This window comes from Enterococcus massiliensis, from assembly GCF_001050095.1.
Classification (GTDB): domain Bacteria; phylum Bacillota; class Bacilli; order Lactobacillales; family Enterococcaceae; genus Enterococcus_C; species Enterococcus_C songbeiensis.
The window spans coordinates 115,209-133,331 of sequence record NZ_CVRN01000005.1 but is presented as its reverse complement, the minus strand read 5'-3'; the positions used below and the strand labels follow the sequence as shown (position 1 = coordinate 133,331).

Here is an 18,123-nt window from a genome sequence, read left to right as displayed (position 1 = left end):
CCTGGTTTTATTGATTAAAGAGGAGGAGCTGTTTTTGTTACGGTACATAATTAAACGTTTATTCATTGCTATTCCGCTATTGTTTGTCATTTCATTTCTTGTTTTTTCATTGATTCATTTGGCGCCATACGATGTGATTGATTCGATTACTACCCCAAATATGTCTCAAGAAACGATTGCGATTTTAAGAGAGAGGTATGGATTGGACCAACCGTTTCTTGTCCAATACTGGCACTGGTTGACCCAAATTTTTCATGGTGATTTTGGGTATTCGTTAGTAAGTCAGCAAAGTATCGGTACAGAGTTGGCTGCTCGAATCCCAAATACGATTCGTCTTGTATTACCTGCCTATTTGACCGCGTTGCTTTTGGCAGTTGTTCTTGGCTTGTTAGCCGGTGCGAATAAGGGAAAATTTTTAGATCACTTTATTGATGGTGTTGCTTCTTTTGGTATTGCAATTCCAACATTTTGGTTTGCGATGATTATGATTTATCTTTTTGGTTATAAATTAAATCTTTTTCCAATTTTAGGGATGCATACCGTTGGACAGGAAGGGTCAATTTCCGACTTTTTTGCTCATTTTTGGTTGCCATATATTACCTTGACGATCGCTTTTTTCCCAGAGTTAACCCGCTACATTCGCTCTTCAACGATGCAGCAGCTCTCTCAAGATTATGTCACTGTTCAACAAGCTTTTCAGGCCAGTAAATGGGAAATTTTTACGCGACACATTAGTCGAAATATCTTGATTCCCATTGTGACTCAAATCGGGTTGGCGCTTCCTATGTTAGTGACGGGAGCAATTATTACAGAAACGATTTTCGATTGGCCAGGTGTAGGTCCTTATTTGATGACTGCCACAAAAGGGTTGGATTATCCAATCATCATGGCAGTAATGCTTTTATCTGCAACACTTGTGATCGTTGGGAATTTATTGTCAGATATTTTATATTCTGTTGTCGATCCGCGTATACGGCAGAAGGGAGGAAAATAAGGAATGATTAAACGAATAAAAGAAACATTGGTTGTACATCCTGTTTATTATTTTCCTCTTATTTTTCTAAGTGTATTGGTGATTTTATCGCTGGCTGCCCCTTTGATTCCTATCGATCCCAAACTGACAGATGTCAGCGCTACGTCTCAAGCACCAAGTCTGCAACATATTTTTGGAACGGATGAAGTTGGGCGAGATTATTTCATTCGTGTCGTTTATGGTGGCAGAATTTCATTGTTAGTCGGAATGTTAGCGATGATCACCTCTGTTTTGATTGGTACAATTATTGGAATCGTTGCGGGTTTTATCGGCGGATGGCTAGATAATGTTTTGATGCGGATTGTAGATGTACTTTCCGCAATTCCCTGGATGGTCTTAGTGATTGTCTTGAGTGTCTTCTTGAAACCGGGACTTTCCACTTTAGTCATCGTTATTGGTGGATTTTCATGGATGAGCATCGCTCGTTTATTGCGAGCAGAAACGATGTCTGCCAAAGAAAGAGAATACGTGGAGTATGCCCAATTTATTGGTGAAAAGAGAGTTCATCTTATTTTGAAACATATCCTACCACAAATTCTACCAACTATGATTGTGGCTGCAACAATGAGTATTTCAGGAGCAATTATGACAGAATCAGCTTTGAGCTTTCTAGGTCTGGGAATCCAACAACCTAGTGCCTCATGGGGCAGCCTTTTACAAAATGCCCAAAGTTCGTTACAACGGGCGCCTTATATGGCAATTCTGCCGGGAATTTTTGTCGCATTTACGGTTTTTTCATTTAACCGGTTGGGTGACTTTTTACGCGTGATATTGTTACGGGAGGATGAAAAAAATGACTGAATCAATTCTTAAACTGAAAAATTTAACCGTTGATTATGAAAAGAAACATCGTCCTAAAAAACAGTTGATTCGCCACATAGATTTAGATATCCCAAAAGGAAAAATCGTGGGAATTGTTGGAGAGTCCGGCAGTGGCAAGAGTATTTCAATGAAAGCAGCAATGAGTCTTTTACCAGACTATTTAAAAACTCGTGCGGATTTATTTGAGTTTGCAGGTACTCCTGTTGAATTTGGGGACCATTTGCCGATCGCAATGATTTTCCAAGATCCTATGACGGCTTTAAATCCATTACGAACGATTGGCTACCATTTGACAGAAGTTATTGCTCGTTTTCAGAAAGTGAAGGGGGCGAAAGCGAAAGCTCTAGCGATTACGGAGCTTCAAAACGTTGGGATTCCTTTTCCAGAAAAACGGTTGAAACAGTATCCTCACGAACTCTCCGGTGGTATGCGGCAACGAGTCATGATTGCCATGGCATTTTTGGCACAACCTCAGTTGCTGATTGCAGATGAACCAACAACAGCATTAGATGTGACCATCCAAGCGCAAATTCTCTATTTGATTCGCAAATTGCAACAAGAAACAAATCTCTCCGTGGTGCTCGTAACCCATGATTTTGGTGTTGTTGCTGGAATGAGTGAATTCATCAAGGTGATGTATCAAGGGAAAATCGTTGAAGAAGGAACTACAGAAGAAATTTTTTACAACCCACAGCATGAATATACGAAAAAACTTTTAAAAGCCTCAACGATTGGCCGAAAAGGTGAAAGCTTATATAGTCTGCAAGCTGAGAAGCTCATTATTGCGGATAATTTAGTGAAGCATGAGCTTTCGGAAACGCATCATGTCTGGTTAGAAGGTGAAAACAATGAATGAACTTATTCGGATAGAAAAAGCAAATAAAATCTTCGTGAAAAAGAGTCTTTTAAAAAACTCTCTACCGATTCATGCAATCAATCAAGCAGATTTAACCATTTATCAAGGAGAAACGGTTGGTTTAGTAGGTGAATCAGGGAGCGGCAAAACAACCTTAGGCCGTAGTATTTTGCAACTAGAAACTCTAACTAGTGGCGATATTTACTTTAAAGGAGTAAATTTAACTCAGGCAAATAAAAACCAACGACAAAAAGCGCAAAAGGATATGCAAATTATCTATCAAGATCCTTACTCCTCGTTAAATCCAAATTTAACTGCCTTACAGTTAGTAATGGAACCGTTAGAATTGCAATTTTCTTCAGCAGAAGCGAAAAAAAGAGCGATGGAAGTGTTAGCGTTAGTCGGATTTACAGAGGAGGATGCAAATAAATTACCTTTTGCATTTAGTGGTGGGCAACGCCAACGTATCGGGATTGCCAGAGCAGTAGCGACAAACCCGGAGTTTATTTTGTGTGATGAGCCAATTTCCGCACTGGACGTGTCGATTCAAGCGCAAATTATCAATTTACTTGTTCAATTACAAAAGAAGTTTTCATTGACTTATTTATTCATTTCTCACGACTTATCAATGGTACGGTATATTTCTGATCGAATCTTAGTAATGTATCAGGGGAAAATTCTTGAAGTCGGACCGGCAGAAGAATTGTTTATCAATCCGCAACATGCTTATACCAAGAAATTATTGCGGGCTATTCCAGAACCTGATCCAAAAAAAGCACGGAAAAATTTTTCGGAAATGGTTGAGGACTATCGATTTGATGAGAAAAAAACCCAATGGACAGAAGTTTCAGAAGGTCATTTTTATGCAAAGGAGATTTTATGATGGAAGAGATTCATTTGATTCAGGGAGAACATGGCATGGAGCTTCCCCGAGAGGAAGAAAATTGGGTGTTGCTCCGTAAATATGGGTATTCTCCTGTGCAGAGCCTTGTTGCAGCAGCAGGGGCTTGTGGAGCATACGTGTATCAAGACGTATTGAAAAATTCTAAGGTTCCGTATGTCTTTCATGGCGTGGACATTAGTTATAGTCGTGATGAAACAAAGCAAAGTCATCCTCTTAAAGAAATCGCCATCCAGTTTAAGGTGACGGTCGATGAAGAATACAAAGGACGGGCCGAACGGGGCACTCGGCTGGTTTCTCGTTACTGCCCAGTTATTCAATCGTTGGATCCATCAATTAAAATTGTTGAGACAGTTGTTTTTGTTTAAAAATAAATAAGATTTTAGTGGAGAAAAAGCGATTGTGATTCTTGCAATGGCTTTTTCTAGTATATTCTTTTTCCTCCGTTTATAGTAAAAGTTGGGAAATACCTTTAGAAAAAGGGTATAATTAACTTGAAAATTCATAGGAAAATTTCTGAGGTGTAAAAATGAAAGGAATTATTTTTGATTTTAATGGGACCATGTTTCAAGATTCTCATTTACACGAAAAGGCTTGGATCGAAATGATTCAGCAATACTCTACGAATAAAATTTCTGAGCAAGAAATATTGTTAAATATCCATGGACACACAAACGATCAAATTTTACGATACTTTATTTCAGCCGAATTGACGAATGCAGAGATTCAAAAATTATCGGATGAAAAGGAACAGTACTATCGTGAATTGTGCCTGCAAGATTCCACACAACTTGTGCTAACTAGTGGGCTAGAAGCTGTTCTTGATATGTTTAAAGAGAAGAACATTCCTAGAACGATTGCTACCGCAACTGGAAGAGAAAACCTACTTTTTTATTTTGAAACATTTGATCTAGCCAAGTGGTTTGATTTAGAGAATGTTGTTTATGATGATGGTACTTTTGAAGGAAAACCAGAACCAGATATCTTTTTAAAAGCAGCAGAAAAAATTGATCTTTTGCCAGAAACCTGTGTGGTGATTGAGGATGCAGTTTCAGGAATCCTTGCCGCAGATCGGGCAAAAATCGGAAAAATTATTGCCATCGATCCAAGCGGAAAAAATCGTCTTCTTTTTCAGAAAGAAAACTTGAGAATCGATGCGTTGATCGAGAATTTTGATGGTTTTCCAATGGGGTTGTTTTAGATAAAGTATTTAGAAAATTTTTGTTTCTTGGCTAAGGCTTTTTTTGAAATACCTTTGTTTAGAGAGTCTGTCAATAAAAAGCAGAATATCAATGTATTGAATGAAATATCTTAAAAATAAGAACTATTTAGAAAATATATAGTTGAAATTTAATAAAGAATAGATTATAGTATACATGTAAACGGTTACTTATTTGGAAGGTGAAGAAATGGCGACCATTAGAGATGTGGCAAAACTTGCAGATTTGTCTGTTGCAACGGTATCAAGAGCGATTAATGGAAGTGGCTATGTTAGCGAGAATTCTCAAAAAAAAATCGATAGTGCAATAAAAGCTTTGAATTTTCGGCCTAATGAGGTGGCGCGTTCTCTTTATCAAAAAAAATCGAAATTAGTCGGTTTATTATTACCTGATATTTCTAACCCATTTTTTCCGCTTTTAGCAAAAGGGGTAGAAGATTTTTTACATGGGAAAGGGTATCAAGTTATCCTTGGAAATGTACAGGAAAATTCTGAACGAGCAGTGGATTATATTCATGCATTTAGTCAAAATAATATTGCGGGTGTATTATCTGCAGTGGACAGTGACAATATCACTTATGATGACGTTAAACCTCTCGTTTTTCTGGATCGTGTTGGCATGGATTCGGAGTATTCAATTCATGCGGATGATATATTTGGTGGGGCATTGGCAGCACAAACTGTACTTGCCACCTCGCCTAAGGGAGTCATTGTAATTGCTGGACCGAAAGAAGTTGATCGTTCTCATGATCGTTTGCAGGGAATGATCAAAATATTGAATCAGTCAAAAATCCGTTACTACGTTGTTCATTCCACCTCATTTTTATTAGAGGATGCCATAAAAACGGCACAAGAGGTTTTTGAGCATTTTCCACTGATTGATACTGCGATAGCACCAAGTGATATCCATGCCATTGCTCTAATTCAAGAGGGGTATCGCCGCGGTATCAAGGTTCCGGATGATTTGCAGGTTATTGGTTATGATGATATCCCCATCAGTAATTTGGTTGTTCCTCCGTTGACGACGATTCATCAACCTGCTTATGAAATAGGTTACAAAGGAGCGGAAATGCTCTATCAACTTATGAACAACCAGAAAGTAAATGAGAAGAAAATCATTCTGCCAGTTAAATTAATTGAACGAGATACTTTAAGAAAGAAGGAAAATAAATGAAGATTACAGTTGTGGGCAGTATTTCAACTGATTTTGTGGTAACCACAGAAATCAAGCCAAATCAAGGAGAAACCGTTATTGGAAAATCTTTTACAACTGCATTTGGTGGTAAAGGTGCCAATCAGGCAGTAGCTGCCAGTCGTCTTGGTTCCGATGTAACGATGGTAGGAAAAGTAGGCAATGATGTATTTGGGACGGCTAACATCATGAATCTTGAGAAAAATGATATTAATATAAACTATGTGGAACGGGTTACATACGTTGAAAGTGGATCGGCCCATATTGTTTTGTTTAATGAGGACAATAGTATCATCGTGATTCCAGGAGCAAATAATGAGCTGACACCGCAAGATATTCCATCATTTAGTGAGCAATTATTAGCAAGTGAACTTGTGATTTTGCAAAATGAAATACCACAAGCAACAAATGAAGCAATCATTGATTTTTGCTGGAAACATAAAATAGATATTTTGTTAAATCCTGCACCAGCTCGGCCCATATCTGAGAAGTATATTGAAAAATTGACTTATCTAACACCAAATGAGCACGAAGCTGCAGTTATTTTTCCCGGACAAAATCAAAAAGAATTACTGGCAAAATACCCTAACAAGCTCATCATTACCTTGGGATCAAAAGGAGCAATATTTCATAATGGTAGAGAAGAAGAGATTGTATCAGCTTTTAAGGTCAAGCCCCTTGATACTACTGGTGCTGGTGATACATTCAATGGTGCCATGGCAACCGCATTATTAAATGGTACTGATTTATCTGGAGCATTGGAATTTGCTAATCTTGCTGCTGCTATTTCTGTTCAGGGGTTTGGTGCGCAAGGTGGTATGCCAACATTAGAAAAGATGAAGGAGCATCCATATTATGAAAAAAAATGGAATTTTAAATAGTAAAATCGCCAAAGTTTTAGCAGACTTAGGGCATACAGATCAAATCACGATAGGGGATGCCGGATTGCCGGTTCCCTTAGGAGTTGAAAAGATAGATCTCGCATTACGCTTAGGAGTGCCCAATTTTAAAACAGTTTTAGAAACGGTCTTAGAGGATATGGCAATTGAAAAAGTTTTTTTGGCAGCGGAAATAAAAGCAGAGAATCCTACTCAGTTAAATAAAATTTTGAAAGCGCTGCCTGAATCTGTGGACGTAATTTTTATCAGTCATGAAGATTTAAAAAAACAAACAATCTACTCAAAAGCGGTGATACGAACGGGAGAAGCTACACCTTATTCAAACATTATCTTGCAATCTGCAGTAATTTTTTGAAACAAAAAGAGTGTGTTCTTATCTAATTAATTATTAATAGAGGGGAGATTTACTCTATGTTCACCATTTTATCTTTAAGGAGGTACTAGAAATGAATGTTGAAATGAAGAATATATCTAAATCATTTGGAACAAATAAAGTATTGCGAGACGTTAGTATTGAAATTAAAAGTGGTGAAATTCATGCATTGATGGGAGAAAACGGCGCTGGAAAATCGACATTGATGAATATTTTGACCGGGCTTCATAAAAAAGATGGTGGAACGATTTTTATCGATGGACAGGAAAAAGCATTTTCTGGTCCAAAAGAAGCAGAAGAATTTGGGATTAGTTTCATTCATCAAGAAATGAATTCATGGCCACAGATGACTGTTTTAGAAAATTTATTTTTAAATAATGAACTGAAAAATTCCTTTGGGTTACTGAACACGAAACAGATGAAAAAAATCGCGCTAGCGCACTTGGAACAGTTGGGTATTAATCTTCCACTAGATGTCGAAATAGATAGTCTGTCTGTTGGACAACAACAAATAATTGAAATCATCAAAGCACTAATGACTAATGCTAAGGTTTTAATTATGGATGAGCCTACTGCAGCTTTATCTGAAACAGAAATTAAAGCATTGTTTAAAATCATTCATCAATTAAAAGATCAAGGTGTCGCTATTGTCTATATCTCTCATCGAATGGAAGAGATTTTTCTGATCAGTAATAGGATAACAGTCATGCGGGATGGGCTTTCTATCGATACAAAAAAAACTAGTGAAACCAATGTTAACGAGGTCGTTAAAAAAATGGTTGGACGAGAAATCTCGGATTATTATCCAGAAAAAAACAGTCCTATTGGTGATACCATCTTTACTATTGATCATTTAACTGCCGCAAGTGGCTTTTTCAAGGATATTTCTTTTTCAGTAAGAAGTGGAAAAATTCTTGGGTTTTCTGGTTTGATGGGTTCTGGTCGTACCGAGATTATGCGAGGGATTTTTGGACTTGATCCAATTTCTTCAGGAACGTTAACAATCAATGATGAAAAAAGAAAAATTGAATCGCCTACGAAATCAATTCAATCAGGAATCGGCTTTTTAACAGAAAATCGTAAATCAGAAGGATTAATTTTAGATTTTCCTGTTTTAGATAACATTAGCCTGCCGTCTATTGATGGATTCAATAAACGAGGTCTTGTTGATCAAAAGGTGGAAAAAGAATTTGCAGAATTACTGATCCAACGTTTATTGATTAAGGTTCAATCAGCAGATGACATTGTTGGTGAACTCTCTGGAGGAAATCAGCAGAAGGTCGTATTGGCAAAATGGATCGGTGCTGGTCCAAAGGTTTTGATCTTGGATGAGCCGACACGAGGGGTAGATGTTGGAGCAAAACGTGAGATTTACCAGTTGATTAATGAGCTTGCCGAAAGGGGAGTAGCTATCATCGTTGTGTCCAGTGATTTACCTGAAATTATGGGAATCAGCGATCGTATCCTTATCATACATGAAGGAAAAATCAATGGCGAATTACAAAGGACAGAATTTGAACAAGAAAAGATTATGACCTATGCGACAGGAGGAAAATGAGATGGAAAAACAGAAAAATGTTACTAAAAGTAGAATCAATGCAGCCGAAATTATTTCAAAATTAGGACCACTTCTTGCTTTGATCGTATTAATCGTTGTCGTTTCTATTATGAACAGTGAGTTCTTGAATCCCAATAATCTATTGAACTTGTTACGACAAGTGGCGGCAAATGGTTTTATTGCATTTGGGATGACCTTTGTCATTTTGACGGGAGGAATAGACCTTTCTGTAGGTTCAACTTTGGCATTATCTAGTGCTTTAACAGCTGGTTTTATGGCTAATGGTATGAATGTGATATTAGCTGTTCTTTTAGGATTATTGACTGGAGCCATTTTAGGTGCAATAAACGGTCTGTTAATATCTAAGGGAAATATGGCACCATTTATCGCTACATTGGCAACGATGACAATTTATCGTGGGGCAACGCTTGTTTACACAAAAGGTAATCCGATTACTGGGCTGGGAGACAGTTTCTTTTTTAGTTTTATTGGTCGAGGTTATGTACTCGGTATTCCATTCCCAGTTATTCTACTCTTTATTATGTTTTTAGTTTTATTCATATTGTTGCATCGAACAACTTTTGGTCGAAAAACATACGCAATCGGTGGAAATGAGAAAGCATCATTTGTCGCTGGAGTAAAAATAGATAAAATAAAAATTTTGATCTATTCACTTTCAGGTTTGATGGCATCTATTAGTGGTATGATTATCACTTCCCGTTTAAATTCAGCTCAGCCAACTGCTGGACAAGCTTACGAAATGGATGCTATTGCAGCGGTAGTTTTGGGAGGAACTAGTCTTTCAGGCGGGAAAGGTCGAATCTTTGGCACCTTAGTTGGTGCATTAATTATTGGGACATTGAATAATGGATTGAACTTATTAGGTGTCTCAAGCTTCTATCAACAAATCGTTAAAGGAATCGTAATTGTTATCGCTGTGTTGCTAGATCGTAAAAAGAAATAAGGACATTTGTCCATAAATTTTTAAGGAGGAAATATGATGAAAAAATTTTTTGTATTAGCACTAGGCGTACTGATGTTAACAGGATGTGGAACGACTGGTTTAGAAGGTGGTTCAAGTAGTTCACAGGGAAAATCTGAAGAAAAGAAGCCATCTGAGTTGACTGTGGGAGTTTCTGTTTCAACGTTGAATAATCCGTTCTTTGTTTCGTTACGTGATGGTATCCAAAAATTGGCCGATGAGAATGAAACAACTATTAAGGTGGTTGATGCTCAAGATGATACAGCAAAACAAAGTAATGATGTTGACGATTTGATTCAACAAGATGTTGATGTGATCCTAGTGAATCCCGTTGATTCATCAGCAATTGTACCTGCTGTCGAGGCAGCCAACAACGCTGATATTCCGGTCATTGCAATCGATCGCAGCAGTGATGGAGGAGAATTATTGACTATTGTTGCTTCCAACAATGAGGAAGGCGGAAAAATGGCAGCAGAATTTATTATTGAAAAATTAGGTGAGAATGCGAAAATTGCTGAATTAGAAGGTGTACCTGGAGCATCAGCAACTCGTGAACGTGGAAAGGGTTTTGATGAATATTCGGAAGGTAAACTTGATGTGGTAGATAAACAATCAGCGAACTTTGACCGTGCAAAAGGATTGACGGTAATGGAAAATATTTTACAAGCACATTCTGATTTGCAAGGTGTTTTTGCTCAAAATGACGAAATGGCGTTAGGCGCTGCCGAAGCGGCGAGTGGTAAAGGAGAAGAATTTATTATCGTTGGTTTTGATGGTACCGAAGATGGGTTGAAAGCTATCAAAGATGGAAAAATCAGCGCAACAATTGCACAAAAACCTGAAGAAATGGGTAAACTTGCTTTGCAAGCAGCCTTTGATCATTTTTCTGGTAAAACAGTAGAAGAGAAAATCGATTCGCCACTTGATTTAGTGACAGAATAATTTCTAATCATTTTTAGATAAATCTTGCGTTTACAGAGTAATCCAAGCAAAACAATCATAACCACCCGTCAAACGGGTGGTTTGCTCTGGGGCTGTAAGCCCCCGTTACTAGCCAGCGTCTAAAGGCGCTGGCTTTCACAGTGTGTTCAAGCCACACTGGTATTGTCACTTTTGCCACCTCTAAAGAGGTGATTTTATCACTCACTAACCCTTAAAAGGGTCCTCATATTCTCGTACACTCAACTTATCTAATGCTATATCACGTTTTTCTTGTTCTTGAATATATTTCTTGATGGTCGCTTCATTAAGTCCTACCGTGCTCACATAGTATCCTTCAGACCAAAAATGGCGATTTCCAAATTTGTATTTTAAATTTGCATGCTTATCAAATATCATCAGGGCACTTTTTCCTTTTAAATACCCCATAAAACTTGAAATGCTTATTTTTGGTGGAATACTTACTAACAAATGAACATGGTCTATCATCATATGACCTTCAATTATTTCTACACCTTTATAACTGCATAGTCTTTTGATGATTTTGCGAAGACTAGCTCTGTATTGATTATAAATTATTTTTCTTCTATACTTTGGGGTGAATACAATGTGGTATTTGCATAACCATTTTGTATGGGCTAAGCTGTTTGCTTTATTAGCCAATTAATCTCTTCCTTTCGTTATCATGTGGCCTGAACAACTACATTGTAACGCTAGTGAGGAGATTTTTTTGTATAACTTTTGGCTATCCACCCGCATAGCAGGTGGTTTTTTGTTTCGCACGCTTTGCGAGCTCAACTGGGTCTAAAGATATAAAATAAAAGGAAAACTTAATCTAATAAGTTTTCCTTTTACCATTTACTTGGATTTTTTGATGTAGCAAACAAATAAATTTTCAATGGAATCGGGGTAAGAGTACTACCTACGAGCATCGAAGCTAAGTTTTCCACCAGCTTCGATGTTTATTTATTTTCTTCCATACAATTTAAAGTTTCAAAAAATATCAATGAATTAATTCTCACAATCATTGAAAGTTGAATCTTCATGTGAGAAAATGTTCAAGGTCAATTTACATGAATGTTTCAGAAAACTAGATCTGTACATTCAAAATAGAAAAGAGGGAGTCAGAAAATGAAAAAAGCGTCAAAAATTTTTGGTTTATTAGCTAGTGCATTATTTCTAGCTGCTGGGTGTTCTGCAGATAATGGCAAAGGAGATACTTCAGCCAATAGCTCAAGTGAATCTGCGGAGGTTGCTTCAGGAGCATCAGCCCAAGCCTATACAGATCCGAAAGAAATGAAAGATGAATATGATATTATCATTGTGGGTTCCGGTGGAGCAGGGATGTCTGCAGCAATCGAAGCAAAAGATGCTGGTTTAAATCCGGTTATCTTTGAAAAAATGCCGGTTGTTGGAGGAAATACAAATAAAGCTTCTTCTGGAATGAATGCGTCAGAAACAAAATTCCAAAAAGAACAAGGAATCACTGACAGCAACGATGCGTTTTATGAAGAAACGCTAAAAGGCGGTCATGATACAAATGATAAAGAATTGTTACGTTATTTCGTGGATCATTCTGCGGATGCTATCGATTGGTTGGATTCATTAGATATCCGTTTAAATAACTTGACAATTACTGGCGGTATGAGCACAAAACGTACCCATCGTCCTGAAGATGGTTCTGCAGTCGGTGAATATTTGGTTAAAGGATTATCGGAAAATGTTCAAAAAAGAGAGATTCCGGTATTTGTTAATAGCGATGTAAAAGAATTGATCAAAGAAGACGACCAAGTTACAGGTGTGAAAGTTAGTGTGAAGGGACAAGCTGAGAAAGAAATCTCAGGAAAAGCAGTTATTGTAGCAACTGGTGGTTTTGGTGCCAGCGCTGAAATGATTGAAGAAGTTCGACCTGATTTAAAAGGAATCGTAACCACCAATCAAGAAGGAAGCACCGGAGACGGAATCAAAATGATTGAATCCGTTGGCGGCTATACTGTTGATATGGATCAAATCCAAGTCCATCCTACAGTGCAACAAGACAAAGGCGTACTGATTGGAGAAGCTGTTCGTGGAGAAGGCGCCATTCTTGTTGATGAGAACGGAAATCGCTTTGTAAATGAGTTGGATACCCGGGACAATGTTACCGCAGCAATCAATAAGTTACCTGCTAAAGCAGCTTACTTGGTTTTTGATCAAGGTGTTCGTGATCGGGCAACAGCTATCGAGTTTTATGACAAGCAAGGATACGTTGTTGAAGGAAAAACAGTTGCTGAATTAAGTGAAAAACTTAAATTCTCTGGGGACGATTTAGTAAAAACCGTTGATACATGGAACAAAGCCGTTGCGGATAAAAAAGATACCACTTTTAATCGGACAACTGCGATGGATCATGATTTGAGTACAGGACCATTTTACGCAATTAAAATAGCACCAGGAATCCATTACACAATGGGTGGCGTAAAAATCAACAGTAAAACTGAAGTATTGAAAAAAGATGGAGAAACAATCCCAGGATTGTTCGCTGCTGGTGAAGTAACGGGTGGCCTTCATGGACAAAACAGAATCGGTGGAAACTCTGTAGCTGAAATTATTATTTTTGGCCGACAAGCAGGAATCCAAGCGGCTGATTTTGTGAAATAAGAGAGTCGCTAGTCGAATAACTTGTTTATATCATAAAAATCCACAGTTGTTGTCTTAGACACGATAACAGCTGTGGATTTTTTCATTTTGAGTTATTTTATTTGCGGTCTGATAGGCAGGAAACTTTTTAGCTGTGAGGACCAGAAAAAAACGCCATTTGATCTCCAATGAACAGGAGAGACAAATGGCGTTTCCTTTTTTAGTTGATTGCAAAAGGTTTAAAAAAGCAACTGCCAAGTAAATCCAAACTTGTCGGTAACCCAACAAATCTCAGTATATTTATCAAAATTCTTTTCATGCATTATTATGGTGCCACCATCTTTTAGCGTATTAAACGCTTGATCAAATTCAGTCTGTCCGTCTACCTCAATTAAAATAGATGTTGCCCAATTGGAGGTTGGCGCTGGAGAATCCTTAGTCATATCTAAAAAACCAATCACTAAATTACCTAGTTTCAGTTCCCCTTCGAGAATAAGATTTGGTTCATCTTTGCTGGCTTCCCCATACCGGTTTAACTTGGTAATTTCAGAACTTGGAAAGGCTAGATGATACCAATTAATCGCAGCTTCGGCCTGACCACTATACGTCAAAAACGGAAATGCTTGTTTCATTTTTTTCCCTCCTAACATGCCGTTGAAATCGTTACCAATGAAAGTATAGCATGAGATAAACTAAAATAGCCAAAGATAGGGTTTGTCTGAAGATGGGAAAAGCATTCGCTATCGATTTTAATGGCTGCCGGTTTTTCAAATTTTTTAAAAGCTATTTTTAGAAATTCTCAATTTTACGAGGCAGAATCAGGAATAGGATGCCACCAATGATGAGAGCTGAAAAAAGAAATACGAGGTGATAACCAGTCAAAGTTTGAGAATCATGGGTAAACCCAAAGCTATAAAAGATTCCTAAAAGTGTAATCATGAAACTTTGTCCTAAGGTTCGACACAAGGTAATAAATCCTGAGACAGTACTGATATTTTCCTCCGTGGCATTTGACTGGGCAGTGATCAGGCTGATTGTAAAAGCTAGACCGATACCAAGCCCAGAAAAACCTGCTAATAACAAAAGAATAAGATAAGAAGCTGAGGCAGGTAAAAAGCTCATAACCCCAAAAATACCTAAAATAAGTGTTAAAGAAAGGAGCAAAATTTTTTTCTTACCAAAATAACCAGCAAGCTGTGCAGAGAAATAAGAACCGGTAATGAACAGGATCGAGGAAGGAAGTAAAGCAAGACCGGCCAAGGTGGGGGTGAAGTGCAATTCAGTTTGGACCCATAATGGTACGTAGACTTGAAACCCGATAAGTGCCCCGTTAATCAAAAAAATCACTGCAACAAACAGTAGAAAATTTTTCTTTCTAAACGTCGTGAGGGGAAGAATCGGCATTTTTTCTTTTCGTTCTAATTTGATAAATCCCCAAAGTAATCCACACCCGAATAGAAAGAGTAGTGCCCCAAGAAGCAGATTTGTTGTCATTAGTTGGATACTTGTAAGCATAAGAAATAGCAGCACAGCAAAAATGACCTGTTGGCGAAGATAATGGCTGTTTTTTTCTTTTTTTATTGGCTGCTTTTTTTCATGATAGACGAAAAACACGATTAGGAACACCGCGATCCCAAAAGGAATATTAATGAAAAAAATCCAGTGCCAAGTAAAATTGGATACCAACATTCCTCCTAGTAAAGGAGCAATCAGAGAGGCGATTCCCCATGCAGAATTATTCAAGCCCATGATTTTGCCCCGCTGTTCTAAATCGAATAAATCACCAATCAAGGCAAAGGTAATAGGTAGAATCCCACCCGAACCGATACCTTGAATCACTCGAAAAATAATTAGGCTGAGGTAAGAAGTCGAAAGTCCGCAAAGCATCGTTCCCAAAGTAAATAGAGCTAAACCGAAAAGAAAAATTTTTTTCTTTCCTATTTGATCGGCCCAATGACTTAAAAAGGGTGTGGCAATTGCACTGGCAAAGAGATAACTCGAAAATAATAATGAAACAGAGTCATTTTGATTATTGAAACTTTTAAAGATGTCATTAGCAGCAGTGACCACAATGGTTGACTCAATGGCGGTCATAAAAGTAGCGCCATAAATCGCCAGCATCATCCAGCGTTTATTTTTTTTCATAAAAAATCCTCCAATCAAAAGGTGAGCAGTAAGCGAACGGTTAATTATGCTTGCGCAAGCAATTATATAGTTGTTTCTGCTATTTGTCAATGAAGCACCATTTTTAGTGTCGATTACTAAAGAAACACACTATTAGTTACGGTTTGTTTTTTTTCAGCAAAAAATAAGGAAATTTTCAGTCTAGTTGAAGTTTTTTCAAACTACTGTAGAATAGATTTTAGTTTAATGAAAGGTAGGAATCATTTATTGGATGCAAATATTTTAAGTTTAATTGGTGTCGTCATCGTTATCATTGGCTTTGCACTTAAGTTGGATTCGATTCTGATTGTTGTGGTTGCGCTCATCGCAACAGCGCTAGTCAGTGGATTAGGATTTACGGCAATGCTGGAGACTTTGGGAACGAGCTTCGTTGCGAATAGAGGAATGGCTATTTTTATTATTATTATGTTGGCAACCGGAACTTTGGAAAGAAATGGATTAAAAGAATCGGCTGCTCGCTTGATAAAAAAAGCAAAACGTGTAAATACCAGTACGATTTTGATGATTTACGGGGTGTTTCGTACAATCTTTGCGGCATTTAATGTTAGCTTTGGCGGTGTCGCTGGATTCGTCCGTCCGATTGTCTATCCGATGATGGAAGGCGCTGTGGAATCAAAAAAATTGCCGGAAAATGAAAATTATTCCGAAGACTTAAAAGGGATGTCTTCCGCCATGGAAAATATCACTTGGTTTTTCGGACAGAATTTATTTATCGGTGGCGCAGGAGCATTGCTGGTACAGTCTACATTAAAAAGTTTAGGCTATGAAGTCTCACTCGTCCGTTTGATGGTCGTTGAGATTCCCGTTGCTCTTGTGGCTTTAGTCGTCGCTTGTCTTTATTTTTATTTTAAAGATAAACGTTTGATGAAAAAATATTATGGCGAAAAGGAGGAGAAATAAAATGACCTTTTTTTCAAGTTCAGAGGTATTATTAAGTGAGAAGCTTTTGGAGATCATTTATCTTGTCATGGGGTTGATCTCAGCAGGTACAGGAATCTATAATTTATTGGATCACAGCAATAAAAATCGGTTTGGTACGGGTATTTTTTGGTTGATTTTAGGAATTGTAATTGGTTTTGGGCGTTGGATTCCTAGTGTTTGGGTTGGGGTATTGATTTTAGTGATGACGATTCCAGCAATCTTGCAAAAAGTGACAAAAGGAAAAAGTCATGCTGCAAGCAAAGAATACATGGAAAACATGGCAAATAAAATCGGTAATCGGATTTTTCTGCCGGCGTTGAGTATTGGTTTTGTTGCAATTATTATTGCTTTGTTCACTAAGCTTGGTGCTTTAGTTGGTGTTGGTCTTGGCGTGTTACTGGCAATTGTTTTAATGATGCTCTTTTCAAAAGATAATAAGCCGGCGACTTTTTTCAAAGATGCGGTGGAAATGTTAGGAACAGTTGGTCCGTTATCCATGCTGCCGATGCTCTTGGCTTCATTAGGAGCGGTATTTACTCAGGCTGGAGTTGGTGAAGTTATTTCCAATGGAGTGAGCGGAATCGTGCCAAAAGGGAACATGACGGTAGGAATCATTATCTATGCTCTAGGCATGGTTATTTTTACAATCATCATGGGAAATGCCTTTGCTGCAATCACCGTAATGACTGTCGGAATTGGTGCACCCTTTGTACTAGCTTATGGGGCAGATCCGGCATTGGTTGTAATGGTGGCGTTAAGTTGCGGTTTTTGCGGAACATTGATGACGCCAATGGCAGCCAATTTTAACATTGTACCTGTTGCTATTTTGGAAATGAAGGATAAATATGGTGTTATAAAAAATCAAATTTTTGTCGCTTTGTTTATGCTGGTCTTCCAAATTGTTTATATGTTGATTTTCAAATAAGAAAGGTTGGATGAACATGAAAGTTTTAGTTACCGGTTTTGATCCGTTTGGCGGAGAAAAAGTCAATCCTGCATATGAAGCAGTTAAATTATTACCTAATGAGATTGCTGGGGCAGAAATCGTTAAGCTGGAAGTACCGACTGTTTTTGGCGAAAGTGGAGAAAAAGTTCGCACAGCGATTCAAAAAGAAACGCCTGATATCGTTATTTGTGTCGGACAGGCAGGGGGTCGGGCCTCTGTCTCTTTTGAACGGGTAGCAATCAATTTAATTGAAGCTCGGATTCCTGATAATAAAGGAAATCAGCCAGCAGGGGCTAAAATCCAGGAGGATGGCGAAACAGCATATTTTACTTCCTTACCAATCAAAGCGATGGTCAAACATGTCAATGATCATGGACTGCCCGGTTATATTTCCTATACTGCCGGAACTTTTGTCTGCAACGAAATTATGTACAATTTGTTGTACACGATTGCCAACGAATTTCCTACTGTTAAAGGAGGATTTATCCACGTACCTTTTGAAACAAGTCAAGCAGTGGGGAAACCTGCAGATACGCCATCAATGCCAATTACTACCATCGCAAAAACCATTGAATTAGCGATTGAAGCTGCAGTTACACAAAAAGAAGACATTCAGTTGAATGTTGGAACAACACATTAAGCTTTGTCTATATAACTGTATAAAACAAAAATTCCTCTG

Annotated in this window: 19 protein-coding genes; 16 read left to right on the top strand and 3 right to left on the bottom strand. The window is 37.9% G+C overall.

The annotated features are described in order from the left end of the window. The first annotated feature begins 34 nt into the window (after window positions 1–34). The 12 genes from BN1875_RS03700 (at window position 35) to BN1875_RS03645 (ending at window position 10,777) form a co-directional block, all read left to right on the top strand. Window positions 35–994: an ABC transporter permease gene (locus BN1875_RS03700; RefSeq protein WP_048603519.1), complete on the top strand. Its 960-nt coding sequence runs from the start codon at window positions 35–37 to the stop codon at window positions 992–994. A 3-nt stretch (window positions 995–997) separates the two neighbouring features. After that, window positions 998–1,834, top strand: coding sequence for an ABC transporter permease (locus tag BN1875_RS03695; RefSeq protein WP_048603518.1), 837 nt, complete (start codon window positions 998–1,000; stop codon window positions 1,832–1,834). Next, entirely contained in the window at window positions 1,827–2,711 is an 885-nt protein-coding gene (locus BN1875_RS03690; RefSeq protein ID WP_048603517.1) for an ABC transporter ATP-binding protein, read from the top strand. The genes BN1875_RS03695 and BN1875_RS03690 overlap by 8 nt, the downstream gene beginning before the upstream one ends. After that, complete coding sequence (locus BN1875_RS03685) at window positions 2,704–3,594, top strand: ATP-binding cassette domain-containing protein (RefSeq protein ID WP_048603516.1); 891 nt, start codon at window positions 2,704–2,706, stop codon at window positions 3,592–3,594. Before BN1875_RS03690 ends, BN1875_RS03685 begins: the two co-directional genes overlap by 8 nt. Then, the gene (locus BN1875_RS03680; protein ID WP_171000826.1) at window positions 3,594–3,980 is read left to right on the top strand and encodes an OsmC family protein; all 387 of its coding nucleotides are present in this window, start codon (window positions 3,594–3,596) and stop codon (window positions 3,978–3,980) included. The genes BN1875_RS03685 and BN1875_RS03680 overlap by 1 nt, the downstream gene beginning before the upstream one ends. Window positions 3,981–4,141: 161 nt before the next feature. After that, window positions 4,142–4,813 (top strand): HAD family hydrolase, encoded by a 672-nt coding sequence (locus BN1875_RS03675; RefSeq protein WP_048603514.1) that lies wholly within the window; start codon window positions 4,142–4,144, stop codon window positions 4,811–4,813. A gap of 208 nt (window positions 4,814–5,021) precedes the next feature. Continuing rightward, on the top strand, window positions 5,022–6,005 hold the full coding sequence (locus BN1875_RS03670) for a LacI family DNA-binding transcriptional regulator (protein WP_048603513.1): 984 nt from the start codon (window positions 5,022–5,024) through the stop codon (window positions 6,003–6,005). Beyond that, the gene (gene rbsK, locus BN1875_RS03665) at window positions 6,002–6,904 is read left to right on the top strand and encodes a ribokinase (RefSeq protein ID WP_048603512.1); all 903 of its coding nucleotides are present in this window, start codon (window positions 6,002–6,004) and stop codon (window positions 6,902–6,904) included. Before BN1875_RS03670 ends, rbsK begins: the two co-directional genes overlap by 4 nt. Then, a complete protein-coding gene (gene rbsD / locus BN1875_RS03660; RefSeq protein WP_048603511.1) occupies window positions 6,879–7,277 on the top strand; it encodes a D-ribose pyranase in 399 nt (132 codons plus the stop codon). The genes rbsK and rbsD overlap by 26 nt, the downstream gene beginning before the upstream one ends. A 91-nt stretch (window positions 7,278–7,368) precedes the next feature. After that, entirely contained in the window at window positions 7,369–8,853 is a 1,485-nt protein-coding gene (locus BN1875_RS03655; protein ID WP_048603510.1) for a sugar ABC transporter ATP-binding protein, read from the top strand. Between the two features lies 1 nt (window position 8,854). Beyond that, on the top strand, window positions 8,855–9,817 hold the full coding sequence (locus BN1875_RS03650; protein ID WP_048603509.1) for an ABC transporter permease: 963 nt from the start codon (window positions 8,855–8,857) through the stop codon (window positions 9,815–9,817). A gap of 33 nt (window positions 9,818–9,850) precedes the next feature. Further along, entirely contained in the window at window positions 9,851–10,777 is a 927-nt protein-coding gene (locus tag BN1875_RS03645) for a D-ribose ABC transporter substrate-binding protein (protein ID WP_048603508.1), read from the top strand. A gap of 204 nt (window positions 10,778–10,981) precedes the next feature. Here the strand turns inward: BN1875_RS03645 and tnpA are convergent, their stop codons facing one another. Next, window positions 10,982–11,437 carry an IS200/IS605 family transposase gene (gene tnpA, locus BN1875_RS03640; RefSeq protein ID WP_048603507.1) on the bottom strand — a complete coding sequence of 152 codons (456 nt, stop codon included), beginning with the start codon at window positions 11,435–11,437 and terminating at the stop codon, window positions 10,982–10,984. Window positions 11,438–11,905: 468 nt separating this feature from the next. On the opposite strand from tnpA, the gene BN1875_RS03635 reads away from it, so the two are divergent. Beyond that, complete coding sequence (locus BN1875_RS03635) at window positions 11,906–13,414, top strand: flavocytochrome c (RefSeq protein ID WP_048603506.1); 1,509 nt, start codon at window positions 11,906–11,908, stop codon at window positions 13,412–13,414. Window positions 13,415–13,632: 218 nt separating this feature from the next. On the opposite strand, the gene BN1875_RS03630 is transcribed toward BN1875_RS03635, so the two are convergent. Both BN1875_RS03630 and BN1875_RS03625 read right to left on the bottom strand, forming a co-directional pair. Then, complete coding sequence (locus BN1875_RS03630; RefSeq protein ID WP_048603505.1) at window positions 13,633–14,025, bottom strand: VOC family protein; 393 nt, start codon at window positions 14,023–14,025, stop codon at window positions 13,633–13,635. A gap of 157 nt (window positions 14,026–14,182) precedes the next feature. Continuing rightward, window positions 14,183–15,538: an MFS transporter gene (locus BN1875_RS03625; protein ID WP_048603504.1), complete on the bottom strand. Its 1,356-nt coding sequence runs from the start codon at window positions 15,536–15,538 to the stop codon at window positions 14,183–14,185. Window positions 15,539–15,784: 246 nt separating this feature from the next. On the opposite strand from BN1875_RS03625, the gene BN1875_RS03620 reads away from it, so the two are divergent. The 3 genes from BN1875_RS03620 to pcp are packed head-to-tail and all read left to right on the top strand — an operon-like array spanning window position 15,785 to window position 18,084. Then, the gene (locus BN1875_RS03620; RefSeq protein WP_231586061.1) at window positions 15,785–16,477 is read left to right on the top strand and encodes a DUF969 domain-containing protein; all 693 of its coding nucleotides are present in this window, start codon (window positions 15,785–15,787) and stop codon (window positions 16,475–16,477) included. A gap of 1 nt (window position 16,478) precedes the next feature. Then, window positions 16,479–17,423 carry a DUF979 domain-containing protein gene (locus BN1875_RS03615; RefSeq protein WP_048603502.1) on the top strand — a complete coding sequence of 315 codons (945 nt, stop codon included), beginning with the start codon at window positions 16,479–16,481 and terminating at the stop codon, window positions 17,421–17,423. A gap of 16 nt (window positions 17,424–17,439) precedes the next feature. Then, window positions 17,440–18,084, top strand: coding sequence for a pyroglutamyl-peptidase I (gene pcp, locus BN1875_RS03610; protein WP_048603709.1), 645 nt, complete (start codon window positions 17,440–17,442; stop codon window positions 18,082–18,084). Window positions 18,085–18,123 lie beyond the last annotated feature (39 nt).

What these genes read in the sequence shown, in the direction of transcription:
- BN1875_RS03695 (WP_048603518.1), top strand. Translation starts at nt 998, where the DNA reads ATGATTAAACGAATAAAAGAAACATTGGTTGTACATCCTGTTTATTAT.
- BN1875_RS03690 (WP_048603517.1), top strand. Translation starts at nt 1,827, where the DNA reads ATGACTGAATCAATTCTTAAACTGAAAAATTTAACCGTTGATTATGAA.
- BN1875_RS03685 (WP_048603516.1), top strand. Translation starts at nt 2,704, where the DNA reads ATGAATGAACTTATTCGGATAGAAAAAGCAAATAAAATCTTCGTGAAA.
- BN1875_RS03680 (WP_171000826.1), top strand. Translation starts at nt 3,594, where the DNA reads ATGGAAGAGATTCATTTGATTCAGGGAGAACATGGCATGGAGCTTCCC.
- BN1875_RS03675 (WP_048603514.1), top strand. Translation starts at nt 4,142, where the DNA reads ATGAAAGGAATTATTTTTGATTTTAATGGGACCATGTTTCAAGATTCT.
- BN1875_RS03670 (WP_048603513.1), top strand. Translation starts at nt 5,022, where the DNA reads ATGGCGACCATTAGAGATGTGGCAAAACTTGCAGATTTGTCTGTTGCA.
- rbsK (WP_048603512.1), top strand. Translation starts at nt 6,002, where the DNA reads ATGAAGATTACAGTTGTGGGCAGTATTTCAACTGATTTTGTGGTAACC.
- rbsD (WP_048603511.1), top strand. Translation starts at nt 6,879, where the DNA reads ATGAAAAAAAATGGAATTTTAAATAGTAAAATCGCCAAAGTTTTAGCA.
- BN1875_RS03655 (WP_048603510.1), top strand. Translation starts at nt 7,369, where the DNA reads ATGAATGTTGAAATGAAGAATATATCTAAATCATTTGGAACAAATAAA.
- BN1875_RS03650 (WP_048603509.1), top strand. Translation starts at nt 8,855, where the DNA reads ATGGAAAAACAGAAAAATGTTACTAAAAGTAGAATCAATGCAGCCGAA.
- BN1875_RS03645 (WP_048603508.1), top strand. Translation starts at nt 9,851, where the DNA reads ATGATGAAAAAATTTTTTGTATTAGCACTAGGCGTACTGATGTTAACA.
- BN1875_RS03635 (WP_048603506.1), top strand. Translation starts at nt 11,906, where the DNA reads ATGAAAAAAGCGTCAAAAATTTTTGGTTTATTAGCTAGTGCATTATTT.
- BN1875_RS03630 (WP_048603505.1), bottom strand. Translation starts at nt 14,025, where the DNA reads ATGAAACAAGCATTTCCGTTTTTGACGTATAGTGGTCAGGCCGAAGCT.
- BN1875_RS03625 (WP_048603504.1), bottom strand. Translation starts at nt 15,538, where the DNA reads ATGAAAAAAAATAAACGCTGGATGATGCTGGCGATTTATGGCGCTACT.
- BN1875_RS03615 (WP_048603502.1), top strand. Translation starts at nt 16,479, where the DNA reads ATGACCTTTTTTTCAAGTTCAGAGGTATTATTAAGTGAGAAGCTTTTG.
- pcp (WP_048603709.1), top strand. Translation starts at nt 17,440, where the DNA reads ATGAAAGTTTTAGTTACCGGTTTTGATCCGTTTGGCGGAGAAAAAGTC.